Origin of the sequence: Halomonas stenophila (assembly GCF_014192275.1) — a bacterium.
In the GTDB taxonomy this organism is placed as follows: domain Bacteria; phylum Pseudomonadota; class Gammaproteobacteria; order Pseudomonadales; family Halomonadaceae; genus Halomonas; species Halomonas stenophila.
On record NZ_JACHXR010000001.1, the window covers coordinates 386533 to 409379 of the forward strand.

Below are 22847 nucleotides of genomic sequence, written 5' to 3' on the forward strand. Positions count from 1 at the left end.
CCGAGGGTCATGCCGCTTCGGCCTTGCGGTTGAGGGCATCGAGCAGTTGCTCCACGACGGCGAAGCGAGTCGCCTCGTCGGCCATGTCGGCCTCGAAGCGCAGGGTGTCGGCGCCCTCCAGGCGATAGCGTTGTGGCTCCCGCTGGATCAGCTCGACCAGGATCAGCGGGTCGACCCGGGTATGGCCGGCGAAGATCACCCGGCCCCGCTCGGGGCCGGCCTCGAGGCGCGCGATGCCCAGGCGCTCGGCGCGCTGGCGCAACCGGGTCTGGCGCAGCAGGGTCTTGACCGGCGCCGGCAGCAGGCCGAAGCGATCGATCATCTCCACCTGGAGCTCCTTGAGCTCGGCCTCGCTCTCGGCGCTGGCGATGCGCTTGTACATCACCAGGCGCTGCTGGACGTCATGCAGGTAGTCGTCGGGAATCAGCGCCGGCAGGTTGAGGCCGATCTCCACGCCCTCGTCCAGGGGCGCCTCGATGTTGGGCGTCTTGCCCTCGCGGATCGCCTTCACGGCGCGATCGAGCATCTGCATGTAGAGGCTGTAGCCGATCGCCTCCATCTGGCCGCTCTGCTCGTCGCCGAGCAGCTCGCCGGCGCCGCGGATCTCCATGTCGTGGCTGGCCAGGGTGAAGCCGGCGCCGAGGTCCTCGGCCTGGCCGATGGCCTCCAGGCGCTTGACGGCGTCCCGGGTCATCGCCCGCGGCGGCGGGGCCAGCAGGTAGGCGTAGGCCTGGTGGTGGCTGCGGCCCACCCGGCCGCGCAGCTGGTGGAGCTGGGCCAGGCCGAACTTGTCGGCGCGCTCGATGATGATGGTGTTGGCGCTGGGCACGTCGATGCCGGTCTCGATGATGGTCGAGCAGACCAGCACGTTGAAGCGCTTGTGGTAGAAGTCGGACATCACCCGCTCCAGGGCGCGTTCCGGCAGCTGGCCGTGGGCCACGGCCACCCGGGCCTCGGGCACCAGGCCGCGCACCGTCTCGGCGGCGGTCTCGATGGTCTTGACCTCGTTGTGCAGGAAGTAGACCTGGCCGCCGCGCAGGATCTCGCGCAGCAGCGCCTCCTTGATCACCGCCTCGTCGCGCTGCTGGACGAAGGTCTTCACCGACAGCCGGCGCGCCGGGGGCGTGGCGATGATCGACAGGTCGCGGATGCCGCTCATGGCCATGTTCAGGGTGCGCGGGATCGGCGTGGCGGTCAGCGTCAGGATGTCCACCTCGGCGCGCAGGCCCTTCAGGCGCTCCTTCTGGGCGACCCCGAAGCGGTGTTCCTCGTCGATGACCAGCAGGCCCATGTTGGGGAAGCGCATCGACTTCGAGAGCAGCTTGTGGGTGCCGATGACGATGTCGGCCCGGCCCTCCTCGATGCGCTTCAAGGCGGCGCTCTGGCCCTGGCCGGCGGTGAAGCGCGAGATCAGCTCGATGTTCACCGCGGTGTCGGCGAAGCGGTCGCGGAAGTTCTCGTAGTGCTGACGGGCCAGCAGGGTGGTGGGCACCAGGACCACCACCTGGCGGTCCGAGTGCACGGCGAGGAAGGCGGCCCGCATGGCCACCTCGGTCTTGCCGAAGCCGACGTCGCCGCACACCACCCGGTCCATGGGGCGGGGGGCGGTCATGTCGCCCAGCACCGCCTGGATGGCCGCGCGCTGGTCGGGGGTCTCCTCGAAGGGGAAGCTGCCGGCGAAGCGGGCGTACTCGGTGTCGGGCGGCGCACAGGCGAAGCCCTCCCGGGCCTCGCGGCGGGCATAGACGTCGAGCAGTTCGGCGGCGGTGTCGCGGATCTTCTCCGCGGCCTTGCGCTTGGCCTTCTCCCACTGTTCGGAGCCCAGCCGGTGCAGCGGCGCCAGTTCCTCGTCGGCGCCGGCATAGCGCGAGATCAGGTGCAGGCTGTCCACCGGCACGTAGAGCTTGGCGCCGTCGGCGTATTCCAGCGACACGAACTCGGCGGCCTGGCCGCCGGCCTCGAGGGTCTCGAGGCCCCGGTAGCGCCCGACGCCGTGGGCCTGGTGGACGACCGGCGCACCGGGCTTGAGCTCGGAGAGGTGGCGGACGGCCAGCTCGCTGTCGTCGGTGGCCTTCTCGCGGCGACGGCTCTGGCGCACCACCTCGCCGAACAGCTCGGTCTCGCTGATCACCGCCAGGTTCGGCGAGTCCAGCCACAAGCCGGCCTCGATGGCGCCCTCGGTGATGGCGGTGCGCTCGCCGGTGGCGAGGAAGGCGGCGAAGTCATCGACATGGGGCAGGGCGAGCCCCAGGGGCGCCAGCGTCTCCTCGAGGGCCTCGCGTCGGCCGCGTGACTCGGCGACGAACAGCACCCGGACCTCGGGCCGCTCGTCGAGGAAGGCCGCCAGGGCGGCCAGGGGCTGCTTGCCGCGGGCGTTGATCGTGACCTCGGGAGGCGTCCGGGCGGCCGGCACCCGGGCATGGCGATGGGCCGGGTCGTCGGTGAGCTCGACCCGCGGGTGGCGCTTGATGGCACCGAAGGCCTCGGCCACCGGCACGAAGGCCCGGTGGGGCGGCAGCAGCGGTCGGGTGGGGTCGACGCCGAGGTTATCAAAGCGACTCTCGATGGCCGCCCAGTGGTGTTCGGCGGCGGCGAAGGTGCCGGGGAGCAGGGCGACCCGGGTCCCCTCGGCGAGGTGCTCGAACAGCGTGGCCGTCTCGTCGAAGAACAGCGGCAGGTACTGCTCGAGCCCGGGGGAGGGGATGCCCTTGAGGGCATCGACATACAGCGGACACTGGCGGGGGTCGACGTCGAACAGCGTCTCGAAGCCCTCCCGGAAGCAGGCCACGGCCGAGCGCGACAGCGAGTACTCGTGGGCGGGCAGCAGCTCGACCCCCGCCACCTTGTCCTGGCTGCGCTGGGTGTCCGGGTCGAAATGGCGCAGGGTGTCGATCTCGTCGTCGAACAGGTCGATGCGCAGCGGCGACTCGCTCCCCATGGGGAAGAGATCGATCAGTGCGCCGCGCAGGGCGTACTCGCCGGGCTCGAAGACCGTCTCCACGGCCCGGTAGCCGGCCCGCGACAGGCTCTCCCGGAACTTCTCCCGGTCCAGGGTCATGCCCACCTCGAGGGTCATCACCCGGCCGGCGATGTAGTCCACCGGCGGCAGGCGCTGCATCAGGGTGTTGATCGCCACCAGCACGATGCCGTGCTCGCCGTCCTGGAGGCGGCGCAGGGTGCGCAACCGGGCCGAGACGATGTCCTGGTGCGGCGAGAAGCTGTCGTAGGGCAGGGTCTCCCAGTCGGGGAAGGGCAGCACCGGCAGGCGCGAGTAAAAGCCCAGTTCGCCCTCCAGGCGCTGGGCCTGGGCGGTGTCGGCGGTCACCACCAGCAGCGGCGCGTCCTCGGCCAGGTTGGCCAGGGACAGGGCCGTGGCGCTGCCGGGAGGCGTCTGCCAGTAAAGGGTGTCGCGCAGTCCCCGGGGACGCGCGGGATCGAGAGGCGAGAAAGTCGGCATGGCGTCGCTTGGGTCGTGTCGATGGGGTGACTGAGCGCATCATACCAGCCCGAGGGAGCCATGTAGTGAAACGCGGATTCCTGTAAAACCCCTACAGCGCCTGCGACCATCCCGTGATTGCCCTGGCGAACGGGGCCCCGGATAATACGCTCGTATCTCAATTCCCATAGAGAGGCCTCTCGTGAGTCAGCAACCCCTCGATACCGTCTTCCAGGAATGGCACGACAACCAGGCGATCGCCGAGCAGATGATCCCGCTGATCGGCAGCCTCTATCGTCACCACAACGTCGTGACCACCCTGTATGGCCGCTCGCTGTTCAACCGCAGCGTTATCCGCATCCTCAAGGACCATCGCTACGTCCGCAAGATCGAGGGGACCGAGCTCTCCGTCAAGGACACCTTCCCGCTGGTCAAGGCCATGGCCGAGCTCAACCTGGGGCCGGCCCACGTGGACGTCGGCAAGCTGGGCGTGGCCTACAAGAAGCGTGGCGGCGGCGATGCGGTGGCCTTCCTGCGCGAGGAACTGGCCGAGATCGTCGACGGCCATGATGCCGATGCCGGCAATGGCGAGCCCAAGGACGTGGTGCTCTACGGCTTCGGCCGCATCGGCCGGATCCTGGCCCGGGTGCTGATCGAGAAGGCCGGCGGCGGCAACCTGCTGCGTCTGCGCGCCATCGTGGTGCGCGGCCACGGCGACATCGCCAAGGACCTGGAGAAGCGCGCCAGCCTGCTGCGCCGCGACAGCGTCCACGGGCCCTTCGACGGCACCATCAGCGTCGATGCCGAGGCGCGCACCCTGACCGCCAACGGCAACGTCATCAAGGTGATCTATGCCGATTCGCCGGCCGAGGTCGACTACACCGCCTACGGCATCGACAACGCCGTGGTGGTCGACAACACCGGCATCTGGCGCGACGAGGACGGCCTGGGCCAGCACCTGGCCTGCAAGGGCGTGGCCAAGGCCCTGCTGACTGCGCCGGGCAAGGGCGACGTCAAGAACATCGTCTACGGCATCAACCATCAGGACATCTCTGCCGAGGATCGCATCATCTCCGCGGCGTCATGCACCACCAACGCCATCGTGCCGACCCTCAAGGTGCTCAACGACGAGTACGGCATCGCCCATGGCCACGTCGAGACGGTGCACTCCTACACCAATGACCAGAACCTCATCGACAACTACCACAAGGGCGACCGCCGCGGCCGTAGCGCGCCGCTGAACATGGTGCTGACCGAGACCGGGGCGGCCAAGGCCGTGGCGAAGGCGCTGCCGGAACTGGGCGGCAAGCTGACCGGTAACGCCATCCGCGTGCCGACGCCCAATGTCTCCATGGCCATCCTCAACCTGACCCTGGAGCGGGAGACCGACGCCGAGGCGCTCAACGACTACCTGCGTCGGATGTCCGTCGACTCCACCTTCCAGAAGCAGATCGACTACGTCGACTCGCCGGAAGTGGTCTCCACCGACTTCGTGGGCAACCGCCATGCCGGCATCGTCGATGCCCAGGCGACCATCGCCAACGGCAAGCACGCCGTCCTCTATGTCTGGTACGACAACGAGTTCGGCTACAGCTGCCAGGTCATCCGTATCCTGCAGCATATCTCCAACGTCAGCTTCCTGAAGTTGCCGCGCACCCAGGGCTGATGCCCTGCCGTCCCCGCCGCCCGGCGGGGACGGCGCTTCCTCGCCCCGGCCCCAAGCTCGCCTTCCTCAACGCTTTTTTCACCCTCTGCGACACTTCGCCCCTTGTCGCGGCGACCCCTTTGCGACCTTATGGCAGGTGGTCATCGCATTGGCTTCTCTTTATAATACCGGGGATTTTTCGGGGTGGTTCGAGCTCGCCTCGGGCCCGACTGGTAACATTCTGACAAGCAATAGAATTCTAATCCATTCGCACCCCTTTCCTTCGTATATCCGATCCATCAACTGGGCGAGACTATGATCGAAGTCAAGAAAGGCCTGGATCTCCCCATCACGGGAGCCCCGGAGCAGCGCGTCGAGAATGCGCGCCCGGTGCGCCACGTGGCCGTCCTGGGTACCGACTATATCGGCATGAAGCCGACCATGGAGGTCCGGGAAGGGGACAAGGTCAAGCTGGGCCAGCTGCTCTTCACCGACAAGAAGATCGACGGCGTGCGTTTCACCGCGCCGGCCGCCGGCGAGATCGTCGCGATTCACCGCGGCGAGAAGCGCAAGCTGCTGTCGGTGGTGATCAAGGTCGACGAGACCGAGGACGCCCTGGAGTTCACCGCCCACGGCCGTGACAAGCTGGAAACCCTGGAGCGCCAGACCGTGGTCGACCAGCTGGTCGAATCCGGGCTGTGGACGGCGCTGCGTACCCGTCCCTACTCGCGCACCCCCGCCATCGATGGCACGCCGGAGGCCATCTTCGTCACCGCCATCGACACCCACCCGCTGGCCGCCGATCCCGCCGGGATCATCAACGAGCAGCCCGAGGCCTTCGAGGATGGCCTCAAGGTGCTCGCCAGGCTAACCGAGGGCAAGGTCTTCCTGTGTGGCGCCCCCGACGCCCGGCTGCCCGGCGGCGACATCGAGGGCGTTCAGGTCGAGACCTTCGGCGGTCCGCACCCGGCCGGCCTGGTCGGCACCCATATCCATCACCTCTCGCCCGTGGCCCTGCACAAGCGGGTCTGGCACATCGGCTACCAGGACGTCATCGCCTTCGGCAAGCTGTTCGCCCAGGGCCGACTCGACGTCAGCCGGGTCGTGGCCGTCGGCGGCCCGCGCGCCGAGACGCCGCGCCTGCTGCGCACCCGCCTCGGGGCCAGCACCGAGGAGCTGCTGGCCGGCGAGGTCATCGAGCCCGAGGAGACCCGGGTGATCTCCGGGTCGGTGTTCTCCGGCTTCACCGCCGAGGGCAGCCTGCGTTACCTGGGTCGCTTCCACAATCAGCTCAGCCTGCTCGAGGAAGGCAACAAGCGTATCTTCATGGGCTGGATGTCGCTCGGTTCCAACCGTCACTCGGTGCTCGGCATCTACCTCTCGAAGCTCAAGGGCCTGCGCAACTATGCGCCGACCACGTCCACCAACGGCTCCGAGCGGGCCATGGTGCCGGTGGGGACCTACGAGGAAGTGATGCCGCTGGACATCCTGCCCACCCAGCTGCTGCGCTCGCTGATTGTCGGCGACATCGAGGCGGCGATGCAGCTCGGCTGCCTGGAGCTGGATGAGGAGGACCTGGCGCTGTGCACCTACGTGTGTCCCGGCAAGTACGAATACGGTCCCATCCTGCGTGACAACCTCACCATGATCGAGAAAGAGGCCTGATGATGGGTATCCGACAGACACTCGAGAATATCGAGCCGCACTTTCACAAGGGCGGCAAGTACGAGAAGTTCTATCCGCTCTTCGAGGCGGTCGACACCATCTTCTACACCCCGCCGAGCGTGGCCAAGACCACCGCCCACGTGCGCGATGGCATCGACCTCAAGCGGATCATGATCACGGTCTGGCTGTGCACCTTCCCGGCCATGCTCTTCGGCATGTGGAACGCCGGCTGGCAGGCCAACCTGGCCATCGCCGACGGCTTCAGTGCCATGGGCGGCTGGCGCGAGGCCATCGTCATGACGCTCGCCGGCGGCCATGATCCGGGCAGCCTGTGGGCGAACTTCGTGCTCGGTGCCACCTATTTCCTGCCCATCTACCTGGTGACCTTCGTGGTGGGCGGCTTCTGGGAAGTGCTGTTCGCGGTCAAGCGGGGGCACGAGGTCAACGAGGGCTTCTTCGTCACCTCCGTGCTCTATGCCCTGATCCTCCCGGCCACCATCCCGCTGTGGCAGGTGGCGCTGGGCATCACCTTCGGCGTGGTGATCGGCAAGGAGATCTTCGGCGGTACCGGCAAGAACTTCCTCAACCCGGCGCTGACCGGCCGTGCCTTCCTGTACTTCGCCTATCCCGCGCAGATCTCCGGTGACGCGGTGTGGGTGGCCGCGGACGGCTTCACCGGCGCCACGCCGCTGTCCACCGCCTTCCAGAGCGGCATGGCCACGCTGAGCGAGCAGTACAGCTGGTGGGACGCCTTCCTCGGCTTCATCCCGGGCTCGGTGGGCGAGACCTCGACCCTGGCGATCCTGATCGGTGCCGTGGTGCTGCTGTGGACCAAGATCGCCTCCTGGCGGATCATGCTGGGCACCTTCCTGGGCATGGTGGCGACCAGCGCCCTGTTCAACCTGGTCGGCTCCGATACCAACCCGATGTTCGCCATGTCCTGGTACTGGCACCTGGTGGTGGGCGGCTTCGCCTTCGGCATGGTGTTCATGGCCACCGACCCGGTGTCCGCCTCCATGACCAATCCCGGCCGGCTGATCTTCGGCATCCTGATCGGCGTCATGACCGTGCTGATCCGCGTGGTCAACCCGGCGTTCCCGGAAGGCATCATGCTGGCGATCCTGTTCGCCAACCTGTTCGCCCCGCTGATCGACCACTTCTTTGTTCAGGCCAACATCAAGCGCCGGATGCAGCGTACCGGCGTGCCGGCCGAGGAGACCGCCTGATGGCACAGAGCAACAACTCCATCAAGAAGATCCTGACGGTGGCGTTCGCACTTTGCATCGTGTGTTCGGTCATCGTCTCCACCGCCGCGGTCGGCCTGCGCGCCAAGCAGCAGCTCAATCAGGAGCTGGATCGCAAGTCGAACATCCTCAGCGTGGCCAACCTCTACGAGCCGGGCATGGATGTCGAGGACGCGTTCGAGTCCCGGGTCACCCCGCGGGTGGTCGACCTGCGCACCGGCGAGTACTCCGACCAGTTCGATCCGTCCACCTACGACAACTTCCAGGCGGCCCGGGATCCGGCGTCCTCACGCACCCTGTCGGGCGATCGTGACATCGCCGGCCTGTCTCGCCAGGAGCACTACAGCACCGTCTACCTGGTGGGCGATCCGGACGACCCCGAGCAGATCATCCTGCCGATCCGCGGCCAGGGCCTGTGGGGCCTGATGCGCGGTTACATCTCGCTGGAGGGTGACGGCAACACCTTCGTCGGGATCACCTACTACGATCACAGCGAAACGCCGGGGCTGGGGGCCGAGGTCAACAACCCGCGCTGGAAGGCCCAGTGGGAGGGCAAGCAGATCTTCGCCGACGGCGACGACGTCCAGCCGGACATCGCCCTGGTCAAGGGCGGCGCCAGCGGCGAGACCGAGGTCGACGCCCTGTCCGGTGCCACCCTGACCAGCAAGGGGGTGACCAACATGCTGAAGTTCTGGCTCAGCCCCGAGGGCTTCGGCGAGTACCTCGCCCGGTTCCGCAGCGGCGTCGCCCGGGACGAGGTACAGGGCGCTGCCACCGACCTCGACGACACTGAAGGAGCCTGATCATGTCTGCCGCAACCCCCAAGGGCGTCCTGACGACGCCGATCTTCAAGAACAACCCCATCGCGCTGCAGATCCTGGGGATCTGCTCCGCGCTGGCGGTGACCACCAGCATGAGCGTCTCGCTGGTGATGTCGCTGGCGGTGATCTTCGTCACGGCCTTCTCGAACCTGTTCGTGTCGCTGATCCGCCACCACATCCCGTCCTCGATCCGCATCATCGTGCAGATGACCATCATCGCCTCCCTGGTGATCGTGGTGGACCAGATCCTCAAGGCCTATGCCTACGAGATGTCCAAGCAGCTGTCGGTGTTCGTCGGCCTGATCATCACCAACTGCATCGTGATGGGGCGCGCCGAGGGCTTCGCCATGACGAACCCTCCCGGGCTGGCCTTCCTCGACGGCGTCGGCAACGGCCTGGGCTACGGCTTCATCCTGATGCTCGTGGGCTTCGTGCGCGAGCTGCTGGGCGCCGGCTCGGTGTTCGGTTTCACCGTGCTCACCCCGGTGCAGGACGGCGGCTGGTACGTGCCCAACGGCCTGCTGCTGCTGCCGCCGTCCGCCTTCTTCATCATCGGCCTGATCATCTGGGTGCTGCGTAGCGTCAACCCGGAGCAGATCGAGGAGAACGAGTTCCAGATGAAGGAAAACACCCAGCCGAAGGAGGCCGTGTAACATGGAACACTATCTGAGCCTGTTCATTGCCTCGGTCTTCGTCGAGAACATGGCCCTGGCGTTCTTCCTGGGGATGTGCACCTTCCTGGCCGTGTCCAAGAAGGTGGCCTCGGCGTTCGGCCTCGGCATCGCCGTCATCGTGGTGCTGACCATCACCGTGCCGGTGAACAACCTGATCCTGGAATTCCTCCTCGCCGAAGGGGCCTTGACCTGGACGGGCATTCCCGGCGCCGAGAACATCGACCTGTCGTTCCTCGGCTACCTGAGCTACATCGGCGTGATCGCCGCCATCGTGCAGATCCTGGAGATGTTCCTCGACAAGTACGTGCCGGCGCTCTACAACGCCCTGGGCGTCTTCCTGCCGTTGATCACGGTGAACTGCGCGATCCTCGGCGCGACCCTGTTCATGGCCGAGCGCAGCTACCACTTCGGCGAATCCGTGGTCTACGGCCTCGGTGCCGGCGTGGGCTGGGCCCTGGCCATCACCGCCCTGGCCGGCATCCGCGAGAAGCTCAAGTACAGTGACGTGCCCGGCTCCCTGCAGGGTCTCGGCATCACCTTCATCACGGTGGGCCTGATGTCGCTGGGCTTCATGTCCTTCTCCGGCATCCAGCTCTGAGACGGCTTCCCGGCGGCGCGCCGCGCCGCCGGTGACCAGGCAACGCTAGCAATAGGAAACCGACATGGTTGATACAACAGTCATCTTGCTCGGTGTGGTCATGTTCACCGTGATCATCATCGGTCTGACCGCGGTGATCCTGGCCGCCCGCAGCAGGCTCGTCAGCACCGGGGACGTGACCATCGAGGTCAACGACGACCCCGAGCACACCCTGACCACCCAGGCCGGCGGCAAGCTGCTCAACACCCTGGCCGCCAACGGCATCTTCCTGTCCTCCGCCTGCGGCGGCGGCGGCTCCTGCGCCCAGTGCAAGTGCCGCGTGGAGGAGGGTGGCGGCGCCATCCTGCCCACCGAGGAATCGCACTTCACTTTGCGCGAGAAGAAGGAAGGCTGGCGCCTGTCCTGCCAGGTGCCGGTCAAGCAGGACATGAAGATCGAGGTTCCCGAGGAGGTCTTCGGCGTCCAGAAGTGGGAATGCGAGGTCATCGAGAACCCCAACGTCGCCACCTTCATCAAGGAGCTCAACCTGCGCCTGCCCGAGGGCGAGGAAGTGGCCTTCCGCGCCGGCGGCTACGTGCAACTGGTGGCACCGCCCTACGACATCAAGTTCTCCGACTTCGACATCGAGGAGGAGTACCGGGGCGACTGGGAGAAGTTCGGCCTGTTCGACGTCTCCCACAAGAACACCGAGGAAGTCATCCGCGCCTATTCCATGGCGAACTACCCGGAAGAGAAGGGCATCCTCAAGTTCAATATCCGTATCGCCACCCCGCCGCCCAATACCAGTCATCCGCCCGGCCTGATGTCCACCTATGTCTTCAACCTGAAGCCGGGTGACAAGGTCACGGTGATGGGGCCCTTCGGCGAGTTCTTCGCCAAGGACACCGATGCCGAGATGGTCTTCGTCGGCGGCGGTGCGGGCATGGCGCCGATGCGCAGCCACATCTTCGACCAGCTCAAGCGCCTCGACACCAAGCGCAAGATCTCCTTCTGGTACGGGGCCCGCTCCTGGCGCGAGACCTTCTACAACGAGGAGTACGACAAGCTGGCCGAGGAGCACGACAACTTCGACTGGCACCTGGCCCTGTCGGACCCGCAGCCGGAGGACAACTGGGAGGGGCCGACCGGCTTCATCCACAATGTCCTCTACGAGAACTACCTCAAGGACCATCCGGCCCCCGAGGATTGCGAGTACTACATGTGCGGGCCGCCCATGATGAACGCCTCCGTGATCAAGCTGCTGCTGGATCTCGGCGTCGAGCCCGAGAACATCATGCTCGACGACTTCGGCGGCTGAAGCGAGCGCCGTGAGGCGACGCGGGCCGGCCCCTCGGGGCCGGCCTTCGTCGGTTCCGCTGCCCGATATGCCGATCCCGCGGGTCGGCATATCAGGCAACGGATCCCCTGGAGTCGAACCTCCCGTCGCGTGGTCTCAAGAGGACCCCTCTCTTTTCAAGTTCTTTGGAGCATCCTATGAGCACCTTTCTCGTGGTCCTGGCCTTCATGCTACTCATCATGGCCGCCATGGCGGTGGGCGTGATCCTCGGCCAGAAGCCCATCGCCGGCACCTGCGGCGGCCTCAACAAGCTCGGCCTCAAGGAGGGCTGCGAGGTCTGTGGCGGCAAGGATGAGGTCTGTGAAGAGGAAAACCGCAAGCGCCAGGGCAGCGCGCGTCGGCGCAGCGACGAGAGCCGCGGGGCGGATCTCGGCTACGACGCCACCAGGCGCTGAGCGGGCTTCGTGGAGCCGTAAACCTTAAGCTGTAAGTGATAAGTGAGGCCGGATAAGTCCGCGAAGCGGGCGTTCCCACAGGAGGTGGCAGTTCGGCTCTTCGTGGGAGCGCAGCGAGCTGCGCGATCCGCCGCGCAGCGGCGGCAGGAGAAACCCCGGGCGCTTCGGATGCTGGCGGCGCCATCGCCGATACGTCGGACCGGATCTATCGATCGCTCCTACAGAAGTTTCGGGACGTCGCTGTTTCTGTGTGCGCAGCTTGATACGCGATGAGAGGGCGATCGCCCGTTCCGACCCCCGCCTGACGCGCCGCGCCAATCTCCATTCCCTTTCCCACACTCCCCGGTTGTTCTCTCGAGAGGGCAGCCTCTTCGCCTGTGCGTTCAACGCGCCATGGACGTGCCCGATGTCTCATCGCCCCCGCCGGTCACCGCCCCAGACGGACGTAGACCATAAGCCCGGCGTCCAGAGCATGACAGCGCATCAGAATAAGTATGAAAAAAACCAGCTACGCAAGAAATAAATACGTTTAGTAACATTGTGTAGGGGAAAGTTAACATTTTTAATACAACCGCCACCTAATCAATGAGGGGCGCGTCATGAGAGTGCGCGTCATCGAGGGGGCGTGCAAAGAGAGGGCGCGTAAAGAGAGGGCGCGTAAAGAGAGGGCGCGTAAAGAGAAGGCGCGTAAAGAGAGGAGAAGCAGAGTCGTGCCGATGGCAATGCAGGGCCAGGGCCGGGAGCCACCATGAAATCGATGCCTCGTTCGTTGCCTTAGGAGATGCCGTCTGCGGATGACAGCTTGGAAAAGCGGCTGCGCGCTCATGAGGTTACCAAGCCAGGGGCCAGAGTGAGGAGATCATGACGACGAATTACAGGCCAGAGGTCGATGGCTTGAGGGCAGTGGCTGTTATCCCTGTCATCCTGTTCCATGCCGGCTTCGAGTGGGTCAGCGGTGGCTATGTCGGGGTCGATGTCTTCTTCGTGGTGAGCGGCTATCTGATTACCAGCATCATCTACGGCGAAATACTCAAGGGAAACTTCTCGATCGTCCACTTCTACGAGCGGCGAGCGCGTCGGATCCTTCCAGCCCTCTTCTTCGTCACGCTCGTCTGTCTGATGGTTGCCTGGTTCTGGTTGCTACCGGAAGAGTTCGAGAGCCTGAGCGAGAGCCTGATCGCCGTCAATCTTTTCGTCTCCAATATCTACTTCTGGCAGTCCCTGGACTATTTCGCAGGGCCGGCGGAGATGCAGCCCTTCCTGCACACCTGGAGTCTTGCCGTCGAGGAGCAGTTCTACCTGTTCTTTCCGCTGTTCATGTTGATCGTGGCACGCTTCAGGCACGGGGTGATGCTGAGCATCATCGCCCTGGGACTCCTGGGCAGCCTGTTACTGGCCGAGTATGGCGCGAGTCATCACCCTACCGCCAACTTCTACCTGCTGCCGACGCGCGCCTGGGAGCTGCTGGCAGGAGGCATCATCGCCATCTACATGCACGATCACAGGATCGCTCGTTCCTGGTGGGTCAGCCGAGTGGGCGGCAGTTTCGGCCTTGCCCTGATCCTGTATGCCGCCTTCGCCTTCGATGAGACGACGCCCTTTCCCAGCCTGTGGACCGTGCTTCCCGTGCTGGGGGCATCCCTGGTGATCCTCTTCGCCAACGGCAACGATGTCGCCGGCCGCCTGCTCTCCTGGAAACCGGTCGTCGGCATCGGGTTGATCAGCTATAGCGCCTATCTGTGGCATCAGCCCGTCTTCGTCTTCGCCAAGGAGCGCAGCCTGGGGCCGATCAGTGATGGTCAGCTTCTGTTGCTCAGTGTGTTCTCGATTCTTCTGGCCTGGTTATCCTGGCGCTTCGTCGAGCAGCCCTTCAGAAACCGCCGCAATTTCACTCGAGCCCAGATCTTCAAGACAGCATTGGTGACATCCTGCCTGATGATCGGCATCGGGACGTACGGGCTACAGGCACAAGGCATTCCCTGGCGTTTCGGTGAAGAGGTAGAACGAATCGTCAATGTGCGTATGACGAACAGTCAAGTGCCGGAGGAGTGTCATGCGACCGAAGGCAGGTTCCTGAGAATCGACGAGACCTGTGAGTACAACGAGAACGGCGAGAAAATCGTGGTGATCTGGGGCGATAGTCATGCCACGCCGCTGGTCAAGCCGGTGGCGGATCGCGTCGATACACTGGGCATGAGGGTCAAGATGCTCGTGTATACCAACTGCCTGCCGATCGAGGGGATTTCTCGATTCGATGAGCCGGGCTGCGGCAGGTTCAATGACCAGGTCATGGACTATCTGATAGGGAATGAAGATGTCGATATGGTGATCATGATGGCACGCTATCCGCTTCAGATCGAGGGTGAAGTCTTCGATAATGGTGAAGGCGGTATCGAGGACGGAAAAATCATGAAGGCCATACCGATGGAGCAGGAAAGCGACGCGTATCTTGATGATGATGAGCGTATCGATATCGTTGGACAGCGACTCGAATCGACCGTCGATCGGCTGGTCAATGATGGCAAGCGAGTCGTGCTGTACTATCCAGTGCCGGAAGTGGGTTGGGATGTTCCCTACCTGCTGGCCAAGGAAAGAATTTATGGCATCGAGCGACAGGCGCCACTATCGACCAACTATGAGCGCTACAAGGAGCGTGTCGCCAGTTCCTATCGTCAGTTCGCTAGAGTGGCACCGCATCGCAATATCCTGAAAATGGAACCCTCGGCGCTGTTGTGTGATACGTACCTTCCCGGGCGATGTGCCGCCCAGATTGAAGACCAAATCTTCTACTACGATAGCAATCATCTGAGCGTTCAGGGTTCCTCGCTGCTCGTGGACCAGATGTTCCGCGATATGGGGCACAGGGGATGGATGAACGAGCAGCAATTGAAACTGACCCAGTTGGATGAATGACGAGCGGACAGACACATCGGTTCCTCAATCCTGAATGGCATGCAAGGGAAGGGAATGACATGAAGATACTGGTTATTGGCAATATGGGCTATGTCGGCCCTGTGGTGGTGAGAGAGCTGGCCAGGCAACATCCGGAGGCCGAACTGCATGGCTACGACAATGCCTATTTCGCGCACTATCTGACCGGGGTCGATTGTCTTCCGGAGCGATACCTGGCTCGCCAGTATTTCGGCGACATTCGCCAGTTGCCCGACGGCATGCTCGAGGGCTACATGGCGGTGGTGCAGCTGGCCGCCATCTCCAATGACCCCATGGGGAGTCGCTTCGCGAAGGTCACGCGAGAGGTCAACCAGGAGGCGACCGTGCGCATTGCCAGGCAAGCGGCCACGGAAGGCGTCGGCCACTTCGTGTTCGCCTCCAGCTGCAGTGTCTACGGGATGGCCAGCGGCGAACCGAGAAAGGAGACAGACCCCTTGTCACCGATGACGGCCTATGCCAAGTCCAAGATCGGTACCGAGCAGGCGCTACAGGAAATCGAAGGGGACATGGTCATTACCAGCCTGAGGTTTGCCACCGCCTGTGGCATGTCCGCGCGACTCCGGCTCGATCTGGTACTCAACGATTTCGTCGCCTGCGCCCTGTCGCAGAAGAAGATCAGCGTGCTGAGCGACGGCACGCCCTGGCGCCCCTTGATCGATGTCAACGATATGGCGCGGGCCATCGACTGGGCCGTGGCGCGCCCGGCCAGTCAAGGGGGCCGAATCCTCAGCGTCAACACCGGGTCCAGCCAGCGCAACCATCAGGTACGCGACCTGGCCGAAGCCGTTGCCGGGGCGATACCCGACACGACTCTCAGTATCAATGAGCAAGCGGCGGTCGACAGCCGTTCCTACAAGGTCGATTTCGGCCTGTTCGAGACCCTGGCACCGGACCATCAACCCAGAATGACATTGCATGATTCCATTCAGGGCCTCGTCGACGGGTTGACGCGCATGGACTTCGCCGATGCCGATTTTCGCCTTTCCTCCCTGATGCGGCTGAAGGTCCTCGAGGATCATGTGGACCAAGGCCGGCTGACGGATGCCTTGACATGGACAAGATCATGACAGGCCGGCATCGCTCATGATGCCGACCTCGGTATCCAATACCAACAACCGAGCGGGAGTACAGATCATGAAAGTCGTTATCCTGGCAGGTGGTTTCGGTACTCGTCTAAGCGAGGAGACCTCGATTCGTCCCAAGCCGATGGTAGAGATAGGCGGGCGACCTATTCTCTGGCACATCATGAAGAACTATGCCCATTTCGGCTTCAAGGACTTCGTGATCCTCGGCGGCTACAAGGTCGACTATATCCGCAATTACTTTCTCAACTACCGCGGCAAGCAGACGGATTACACCATCGACATGAAGACGGGGCGGGTCGAATGGCTGCAGGGCGTCAGCGAAGACTGGACCGTGACCGTACTGGATACCGGTGCGGAGTCGTTGACCGGCGGCAGGATCAAGCGCGCCGCGCCATTGATCGGCAATGAATCCTTCTGCCTGACCTACGGTGACGGTGTCAGCGATGTGGACATCCAGGCCCTTGTCGAGGCCCACCGTGCCTCGGATTGCTGGTGCACCCTCACGGCGGTGACACAGCCCGGACGATACGGGGCCCTGAGGCTGGATGAGGCGAGCAGTCACGTCAAGGCCTTCCGGGAAAAGGGAGCCGTGGATGGGGGGCTGATCAATGGAGGCTTCTTCGTCTGTGAACCCGAGGTGATGGACCTGATCGATGACGACCGAACGACCTGGGAGAACGAGCCGATGGAGCGCATGATCGAGATGGGCAAGCTGGGATATTTCCACCATCAGGGTTATTGGCAAAGCATGGATTCGCTGCGTGACAAGATGGTGCTCGAGGCCAGCTGGGCGGATACCCCCCCCTGGAAGCTTTGGGCGGACTAGCCTTGCCTGAAAGAGTCGACGAACGAAACCTTTCCCCATTTTGTGAGACGGCCATGATTATCGTAGACACAGCACTAGCGAAGAGAGCCGCGGACAACAACCCCATTCGCGTGGGCATGATCGGGGCGGGATTCCAGGGCAAGGGGATCGGCCTGCAGATCATGACGGCGACACCGGGCATGACGCTTTGCGCGGTGGCCAACCGGCATATCGAATCGGCCATCCAGGTCTTCGGGCAGGCAGGCCTCACGCCGGAGCGGTGCGATACCAGTTCGCAGATCGAGTTGGCCATCGCCAGAGGTCAGCCCGTGGTCACGGAAGATGCCAATGCCCTGGCGACGGCAGAGGGCCTGGATGCCATCATCGAAGTGACCGGATCCATCGAGTACGCGGCACTGGCCATCCTGTCGGCCATCACCAGCGGCAAGCATGTCATCCAGATGAACGCGGAACTCGATGGTACCATCGGGCCGATCCTCAAGCGCAAGGCCGATCAGGCCGGGGTCATCTATACCTTCGCTGACGGCGATCAACCCGGCGTGCAGATGAATCTCTACCGGTTTGCCCAGGGCATCGGCCTCAGGCCGGTGCTCTGCGGCAATATCAAGGGGCTCCACGATCCCTATCGCAACCCGGCCACCCAACGCGCCTTCGCCGAACGCTGGGGGCAGAAGCCGGCCATGGTGGCCTCGTTCGCCGATGGCACCAAGATCTCCTTCGAACAGGCCATCGTCGCCAATGGTACCGGCATGCGAGTGGCACGCCGTGGCATGCTGGGGCCGGATTTCTCGCGGGGTGACCCCAATGCACCACTGATCCCCATCGAGCAGACCGTCTCCTCATTCGCCCCCTATCTGAACACCTCGAGCACCGGCCTGGTGGACTATGTGGTGGGGGCCCGGCCGGGGCCGGGCGTGTTCGTGATCGGTACGCTGGAAGACCCCCGACAGAGGCACTATCTCGAACTCTACAAACTCGGCAAGGGACCCTATTACTGTTTCTACACCCCTTACCATCTGTGCCATTTCGAGGTGCCGACCTCAGTGGCACGCGCCGTGCTGTTCAACGACGCGGTGTTGGCGCCACAGGGCGCGCCGAGGGTCGGGGTCGTCGCCATGGCCAAGAAGGATCTATCGGAAGGCGAACGGATCACCGAATTCGGCGGTTTCGAAGTCTATGGGGTGGCGGAGAATATGGCGACGATTTGCCGGGATAACCTGCTGCCCATCGGCTTGGCTATCGACGCCACACTGCAACACCCCGTCAGGAAGGATGCGCCTCTGACCATGGATGATGTCCGGATGCCGGAAGGCCGGCTGGTCGATCGGCTCTACAGCGAGCAGGTCAGGATCTATTCCGGGACAACGACTCTGGCCTAAGCGTAAGGGGAGGGACACAATGAAATTCATCGAGACGACCCTCAAGGATGCCTATCTCATCGAGCTCGAGCCCCGCGGCGATGATCGAGGATTCTTCGCCAGGACGATGTGCCGCGAGGAGTTTTCCCGAATGGGGCTGGATAGCGATTTCGTTCAGCAGAATACCTCCTTCTCGGCTCAACGCGGGACCCTCCGAGGGCTGCATTTCCAGAAACCGCCCTACGGGGAGGATAAGCTGGTTCGCTGTCTCAATGGCGCCATTGTCGATGTCATCGTCGATATCCGTGAAGATTCCGAGACGTACATGCAACATCAGATGTTCGAGCTGACGAGCCGGAACCGTCTTCAGCTCTACGTCCCCAAGGGGTTTGCGCATTCTTTCATGACCCTGGAAGACAATACCGAAGTCAGCTATCTGGTGACGTCCTGGTATGCGCCCCAGTCCGAAGATGGCCTGCGTTATGATGATGAGGCACTGGGAATCGAGTGGCCGCTTCCGGTAACGGTCATTTCGGAAAAGGATGCAAGCTGGCCCCTGATAGCCGAGCGTCATGGTGTTCTTTACTGATTTCAGGCAAAGCAAACCAAGGGAGAGCCCATGATGGATAAGGTAATCGCGGTCGTATTGACCTACAATCGAAAGGAACTGCTTCAGCGATGCCTCGAGGCTATCCAGGCGCAGACACGACCCTGTGATGACATCATTGTCATCAACAATGCCAGTACGGATGGCACCCTGGAAATGCTGAATGACGGAAGCTTTTCCGATATCAAGATCTATACGCTCAAGGAGAACAAGGGAGCGGCAGGCGGGTTCAATCTTGGCTTTCGCGTGGCCTATGATAATGGTGCCGATCATGTCTGGATGATGGACGACGATGTGATACCCGAACCCACGGCATTGGAAGCCTTGCTGGAGGCCGATGCCCTGCTCGAGGAGAAGCGTACGCCCAGGAGCTACCTCGTCTCGATGGCCTATTCCGAGGCCGGCAGGCTGACCAACCTGCCTTATCTCAGTGAATGGCATAAGAACCATTGGCCTCAGTATCTCGAGCATGGCCTGGTAGCCGTAGGATACAGTACCTTCGTGTCGATCCTGGTACCTCGCCGCATCCTGGAAACCTACGGGCTGCCGATCGCCGAGATGTTCATCTGGGGCGAGGATGCCGAGTTCACACTCCGTATCACCCGTGAGGCCCCCGGGTATCTGGTGGGAGACAGCAAGGTCGCCCACGTTCGCGCCGGCACCGGTGGCATCAGCATCCTGCCCGAGACCAATCCGGCTAGAATCGCCTACTACAGTCATTTTATCAGGAACAACATCTTCCTGGCGCGCAAGTACAAGACGCGCCGGCGGCTCGGTTCGGTACTCTGCTCCAACCTGATGCTCGTGCTCAAGCTACTGCTCAGGAAGGAGCCGGGCAAGGCGCGGGTCGTGCTGAAGGGCATGCGTCAGAGCCTCTACTTTTCCCCTCGAGCCGAGTCGGTGCACGCCGACTATGATGATTCGTGTATCGAACTCACCATCACCGCGCCCCATGAAGGGCGAAGCGCCACGCCCTCCCACGACAATGACGACAGGAAGCTGGTGCTGGTGAGCCACTCGTCTTCTTCGTGAGGTCGAAGCGGGGTCAAGATGGCATCTCGAATTCCCGTGTTCATGGCCCTCACGCCGAACTGCACGTCGCGACAACCAGGAGCCAGCCCATGTCACTCGACTCCCTCACGGATACCGACAGTGCCCTTCTGGCATCTGCCGGGGCGGCCTCGGTTGTGTCTCCGAAGGATGCGGCGGCGCCCGGGATACGTCCCAGGCCGCCCATTCTCACCACCAGCCAGCTGGGCATGGCACCCAGCGGTGATCCAGTGACGGACCATCGACACCTTCAGCGCTTTATCGACGATGTCGCCACGGACAGGGTGATAGGAGTGATCGAGGCGGGGCACTGGTTCGTGCATCGCAAGTTGCGACTGCGTGATGGTCTGCGCCTGCGTGGTCAGGGGATGGCGAATACCGTTATCGAAGCGCGTCCCGAGGACTGGCTCGAGGACAGGTATACGCTGATGCATCTCGATGTCGGGGAAACCCTTCATGAGAGTGGCGTTGTGCTGTCCGACTTCTCTTTGATCGGTGCCGACAAGCGTGCCACCGACAACGGCCCCCTGCTGGTGCTGTCGGGGGTCTCCGACTTCCTGATCGAGAGGGTCCGCACCGAGGATGCCTCCAGTTACGGAATCTTCGTGGCCGGCTACGGGGTAGGGGACTTTACCAACGACATTCACAGTGACTTCTGGAACTCGACGCATCGTGGCGTGATTCGCCAGTGCCGAGCCTTGCGCGGCCAGGTCGGGATCGGCTGCGAGGGCGGGGCACAGAACGTGCTGATCATGGCCAATCATACCGATGGTCAAACGCTACATGGTTTCCGTCTCGCCTCCGCCTATGATACCCAGCTGATCGCCAACAGCGCGATCAATACCCTGAATGCCTACTGGATCGACCGTCACGACGGCATCCATGTGCTGTACAACGTGGCCAGCCAGGTCAAGCGAGGCTGCGTGTACGGCGGCTTCCACCAAGAGCGGGACGGTCGCGTTTCGAGAGGCCTATGGATACTCGGCAATCGCTTCAGTACCTCGGGCACCACCATTACCGATGCCTATCAGGGGAATGCCGACAAGTTTACCCGTATCGTCAAGATCAAGGACAACCTGCTCGAGGGAGGCCATGTGCGCCTGCTGTGGTCGCGGCAGGTCGATATCCAGGGCAACGATGGTGATGGTCGCAATGCCATCATCACCTCCCACGAGGTCAGTGGGTTCATCGGCAACAACTTCCTGCGACTGCACAACACCTCGGATGCCGTGATGGACCTGGGCAGGAATATCGACGCTATCGAGCCCCTCGGCCGCTGAGACTAGGCTGTCTGGCTGGAATGGGGGGCTTTCTCGTGCATTCCGGCACGACGGAAATGACTAGTTTTCTCCTCCTGCCTGATCCATTCTCCGCCCGTGACTGTGCGATCCCGCCTCTAGTGACCAGTCATCACGTTCCTTTTTTCCTGGTCCGATTGAAATGCCTTTCAATACAGGAAGATGAAGTCGGTATGCGATTGCTTCGACTGTCATCATGCATCATGACGACTAAGTCTTTAGTAAGTCTTTAGAAATGAGAAATTCCATACTCACGACAGTTCGTTATATTTGTAATTTTGTGTAATGATGATTGTGACCCTGTATGTGTTCGGGGTGAACCTGTAATTCATCGAGTGTGATGATGCCATTCATGGAAGATGTCATTGCTGACTGTTAGCGGGCGAGAGTTTCTCTCGAAAAAAACCATGAAGCGCGCATAGCGAACATCTGGCACTTTCTGCTGGGCATCGGGCAAAGGCACCACGGATGAGCTCGGTCGGTGATTCGCCGATGAATGAGAAGGGTGGGCCACTGGACTCCAGAAGAGCACTCGGCATTTCTTGAGAGCGAGGGAGAGGAAGACCATGAACAAGCTGACACGCAGCACCTGCTTGGCTGTCGCACTGCTTCCTGTGAGCCTGGTGGGAGGGTGTGCTCTGGCACCCGGTGGCCATATCGATTATGAAGCGCAGGAGATGAACCTGGATAATCAGGTGGATATCGTGTCGATCACGCCGCAACTGATCTCGAACTATCGTGCCGAGAATGGCACCACGAAGGCGCAGTCGATGTCGCCCGAGATGATACGCGAGATCGAGGAATATCAGTATTATGTCGGGCCGGGTGATGTACTGAATATCATCGTCTACGATCATCCGGAACTGACCATTCCGGCGGGCAGTGAACGCAGTGCAGAAGAATCGGGTACCCTGGTCCATGCCGACGGCACCATTTACTATCCCTATATCGGCAACATTCAGGTAGAGGGGAAGACCGTCAACCAGATCCGTAGCATCCTCACCCAGCGCCTGGCGACCTATATCGCCGAGCCCCAGGTCGAGGTGAATGTGGCGGCCTTCCGCTCCAAGAAGTACTACATCAGCGGCGAGGTCGAAGCTCCCGGCACACAGCCCATCACCAATGTGGCCATGACCGTGCTGGATGCGATCAGCCAGGCGGGGGGGGCCACCGAAAATGCCAACTGGCACAACGTCACCCTGACGCGTAACGGCCAGGAACGGACGCTGTCTCTCTACGACATACTGAAGAAGGGTGATCTGACACAGAACACCCTGATGCAGGCCGGTGACGTCCTCCATGTCTCCTCGGCAGAGAACCAGAACATCTCCGTGCTGGGCCAGGTGCGCAACCCGGGCAATGTTCAGGTGGGTAGGGAATACCTCAGTCTCACCGATGCCCTGTCTCGGGCCGGGGGCGTCGTCGAGAGTCGTGCCGAACCTTCCGGCATCTTCGTGATTCGGGCGAAGCCGCAGGGCAGCGACAAGATGGCGACCGTCTTCCAGCTCGATATCTCCAACGCCGTCGCCCTCAACATGGGGTCCTATTTCCCGCTCGAGCCTCAGGACGTCGTCTACGTGACGTCTGCACCGCTGGCTCGCTGGAACAACGTCATCAGTCTGCTGCTGCCGTCCATCAGCCTGCCCAGTACGGTGGCTGACACGACCAGTGATGTTGGCGACCTCTGATCCACTCGAGCCACTCCGTGTGATGGCAACCTCAGGCAGCGGGTCATCCAGGACCGCGCATGAGGTTGCCATGATACCCGAGGCAGGGTCTTCCAGAGCGGTGTTTCGCCGCACCCTTCCAAGGATGACATCAACATGACCAGTTTGCATACGAACACCATGGTACAAC

The 22847-nt window shown here is 62.7% G+C and carries 17 protein-coding genes; 16 read left to right on the top strand and 1 reads right to left on the bottom strand.

The window, feature by feature from the left end; genetic code table 11:
- Nucleotides 1–7: 7 nt before the first annotated feature.
- The gene (mfd, locus tag FHR97_RS01735) at nucleotides 8–3457 is read right to left on the bottom strand and encodes a transcription-repair coupling factor (RefSeq protein ID WP_183382038.1); all 3450 of its coding nucleotides are present in this window, start codon (nucleotides 3455–3457) and stop codon (nucleotides 8–10) included.
- Nucleotides 3458–3638: 181 nt separating this feature from the next.
- Between mfd and FHR97_RS01740 the strand changes: the two genes are divergently transcribed.
- The 16 genes from FHR97_RS01740 (at nucleotide 3639) to FHR97_RS01815 (ending at nucleotide 22678) form a co-directional block, all read left to right on the top strand.
- On the top strand, nucleotides 3639–5102 hold the full coding sequence (locus FHR97_RS01740; RefSeq protein WP_183382039.1) for a glyceraldehyde-3-phosphate dehydrogenase: 1464 nt from the start codon (nucleotides 3639–3641) through the stop codon (nucleotides 5100–5102).
- Nucleotides 5103–5396: 294 nt separating this feature from the next.
- Nucleotides 5397–6746 (top strand): Na(+)-translocating NADH-quinone reductase subunit A, encoded by a 1350-nt coding sequence (locus tag FHR97_RS01745; protein ID WP_183382040.1) that lies wholly within the window; start codon nucleotides 5397–5399, stop codon nucleotides 6744–6746.
- Nucleotides 6746–7972, top strand: a complete 1227-nt coding sequence (locus FHR97_RS01750) for an NADH:ubiquinone reductase (Na(+)-transporting) subunit B (protein WP_183382041.1) — start codon at nucleotides 6746–6748, stop codon at nucleotides 7970–7972. Before FHR97_RS01745 ends, FHR97_RS01750 begins: the two co-directional genes overlap by 1 nt.
- Entirely contained in the window at nucleotides 7972–8793 is an 822-nt protein-coding gene (locus tag FHR97_RS01755; RefSeq protein ID WP_183382042.1) for a Na(+)-translocating NADH-quinone reductase subunit C, read from the top strand. Before FHR97_RS01750 ends, FHR97_RS01755 begins: the two co-directional genes overlap by 1 nt.
- A gap of 2 nt (nucleotides 8794–8795) precedes the next feature.
- Complete coding sequence (locus FHR97_RS01760) at nucleotides 8796–9464, top strand: NADH:ubiquinone reductase (Na(+)-transporting) subunit D (RefSeq protein WP_183382043.1); 669 nt, start codon at nucleotides 8796–8798, stop codon at nucleotides 9462–9464.
- A 1-nt stretch (nucleotide 9465) separates the two neighbouring features.
- Nucleotides 9466–10083: an NADH:ubiquinone reductase (Na(+)-transporting) subunit E gene (nqrE, locus tag FHR97_RS01765; RefSeq protein ID WP_183382044.1), complete on the top strand. Its 618-nt coding sequence runs from the start codon at nucleotides 9466–9468 to the stop codon at nucleotides 10081–10083.
- Between the two features lie 64 nt (nucleotides 10084–10147).
- Nucleotides 10148–11380, top strand: a complete 1233-nt coding sequence (nqrF, locus tag FHR97_RS01770) for an NADH:ubiquinone reductase (Na(+)-transporting) subunit F (protein WP_183382045.1) — start codon at nucleotides 10148–10150, stop codon at nucleotides 11378–11380.
- Between the two features lie 176 nt (nucleotides 11381–11556).
- Nucleotides 11557–11814 carry a (Na+)-NQR maturation NqrM gene (nqrM, locus tag FHR97_RS01775; RefSeq protein ID WP_183382046.1) on the top strand — a complete coding sequence of 86 codons (258 nt, stop codon included), beginning with the start codon at nucleotides 11557–11559 and terminating at the stop codon, nucleotides 11812–11814.
- Between the two features lie 861 nt (nucleotides 11815–12675).
- On the top strand, nucleotides 12676–14727 hold the full coding sequence (locus FHR97_RS01780) for an acyltransferase family protein (protein WP_183382047.1): 2052 nt from the start codon (nucleotides 12676–12678) through the stop codon (nucleotides 14725–14727).
- Between the two features lie 59 nt (nucleotides 14728–14786).
- Nucleotides 14787–15833 (top strand): NAD-dependent epimerase/dehydratase family protein, encoded by a 1047-nt coding sequence (locus FHR97_RS01785; RefSeq protein ID WP_183382048.1) that lies wholly within the window; start codon nucleotides 14787–14789, stop codon nucleotides 15831–15833.
- Nucleotides 15834–15900: 67 nt separating this feature from the next.
- On the top strand, nucleotides 15901–16677 hold the full coding sequence (gene rfbF / locus FHR97_RS01790) for a glucose-1-phosphate cytidylyltransferase (protein WP_183382049.1): 777 nt from the start codon (nucleotides 15901–15903) through the stop codon (nucleotides 16675–16677).
- 53 nt (nucleotides 16678–16730) lie between these two features.
- Complete coding sequence (locus FHR97_RS01795) at nucleotides 16731–18056, top strand: NAD(P)H-dependent oxidoreductase (RefSeq protein ID WP_183382050.1); 1326 nt, start codon at nucleotides 16731–16733, stop codon at nucleotides 18054–18056.
- 19 nt (nucleotides 18057–18075) lie between these two features.
- Complete coding sequence (gene rfbC / locus FHR97_RS01800) at nucleotides 18076–18624, top strand: dTDP-4-dehydrorhamnose 3,5-epimerase (protein WP_183382051.1); 549 nt, start codon at nucleotides 18076–18078, stop codon at nucleotides 18622–18624.
- A 30-nt stretch (nucleotides 18625–18654) separates the two neighbouring features.
- Nucleotides 18655–19674: a glycosyltransferase family 2 protein gene (locus tag FHR97_RS01805; protein WP_183382052.1), complete on the top strand. Its 1020-nt coding sequence runs from the start codon at nucleotides 18655–18657 to the stop codon at nucleotides 19672–19674.
- 89 nt (nucleotides 19675–19763) lie between these two features.
- Nucleotides 19764–20972 (top strand): right-handed parallel beta-helix repeat-containing protein, encoded by a 1209-nt coding sequence (locus FHR97_RS01810; protein ID WP_183382053.1) that lies wholly within the window; start codon nucleotides 19764–19766, stop codon nucleotides 20970–20972.
- Between the two features lie 584 nt (nucleotides 20973–21556).
- Complete coding sequence (locus tag FHR97_RS01815) at nucleotides 21557–22678, top strand: polysaccharide export protein (RefSeq protein ID WP_183382054.1); 1122 nt, start codon at nucleotides 21557–21559, stop codon at nucleotides 22676–22678.
- Nucleotides 22679–22847: the final 169 nt, after the last annotated feature.